We start from the raw sequence: 1,172 nt of genomic DNA, 5'->3' as shown, positions 1-1,172 counted from the left end.
GCTGTACCCGAATCGCTCGATCGCGGCTGGGTTAATGCCAGGGCGCTGGCGGAGATTCGTCAATTTTCGAGGATGGCTCGGGACGGGTCGAAGGCGCCTCGTGGACCAAGCTCTGGTGTGCCGATGTTGATGAAACAGAAGTCGTAAGGGTGCCATCGACATGAGTGCCTACTGTGCAGGGCATGTTTCCGTTGCACGCCGTGGAGCAGGAGAGCAGGCGTCGGCCGGTCATAACGACGTAAGGTCGAGCTCGGCGGCCCGGTTGGTTTCGAAGAATTTCAGCATGTGGTCTCGAAAGAGTACCGCATGCTCCTTGGCGAGGCGGTCGGCTTCCTCGGCGTCGCCGCGGCGGATCGCATCTACCATGCCGCGATGGTGTTGCCGGACGGTCTCGTGATAGCGTCCGTCTGGCGGATCGCTGCGGTCGGTGGTTAAGGCCATGCGCGCGAGCCGAATAGTCTGTGTGGCGATGGTTCGGTAGTGCTCCTCGATAAACCGGTTGCCACAGGCGCGGCTGATGGCAGCATGGAAGTCGCTGTTGGCACTTGCCATCGCGTTGTAGTCGCCGGCATGCGAAGCCTCCTCGAATAGGAGGCAGGCGGCTTCGATCGCGGCGAGATCGCTCGCCGTGCGTCGCACAGCGGCCCAGCGATTGATCGCCCGCTCACATAGCTCACGCGCCTCGAGCAATGGCGGAACCTCCGAAACCTCGAGAGGCGCAACACGCGCACCGCGGTTCGTCACGATCTGGACCAGCCCTTCCGAGGCGAGCTTGATCAGTGCCTCTCGTACCGGCGTTCGCGAGATGCCATAGCGCGCAACGAGCTCTTGCTCGTCGATATCGGCACCCGGCGGTAGCTCAGCGCTCAAAATCTGGCCACGCAGCGCATCGAAAACTGTCCGGCTTCCCGAGCCCTTAGGTTTGCCCCGCGGCTTCGTATTTGACGCCAGGAGCAAACGGTTGCGCACGCTGATGTTCGTGCGTTTGGCTTCGGCGCTCCTGGCTGGCATAGGCAACCTCGTTTCACAGCTTGACGTCTTATAATACACAAAGTATATTAAGCTACATTCAGTGTAAATGGAGGCGGCGAAAGATGGGACTTCATTTCACCCGCTACGAATTCGACAGTCGATTGAACCGGTGTCGCCGCAAGCTCCAAGAGCAGAAGCTC

At 60.3% G+C, this 1,172-nt stretch carries 1 protein-coding gene; it reads right to left on the bottom strand.

The genetic code is table 11. The annotated features are described in order from the left end of the window. Positions 1–228: 228 nt before the first annotated feature. Positions 229–1,011, bottom strand: a complete 783-nt coding sequence (locus Q3C01_RS44820; protein ID WP_458151740.1) for a GntR family transcriptional regulator — start codon at positions 1,009–1,011, stop codon at positions 229–231. Positions 1,012–1,172: the final 161 nt, after the last annotated feature.

Source organism: Bradyrhizobium sp. UFLA05-109 (assembly GCF_054185165.1).
The sequence above is the reverse complement of the archived record's forward strand: the minus strand, read 5'-3'. Positions and strand labels throughout refer to the sequence as shown.

What these genes read in the sequence shown, in the direction of transcription:
- Q3C01_RS44820 (WP_458151740.1), bottom strand. Translation starts at nt 1,011, where the DNA reads ATGCCAGCCAGGAGCGCCGAAGCCAAACGCACGAACATCAGCGTGCGC.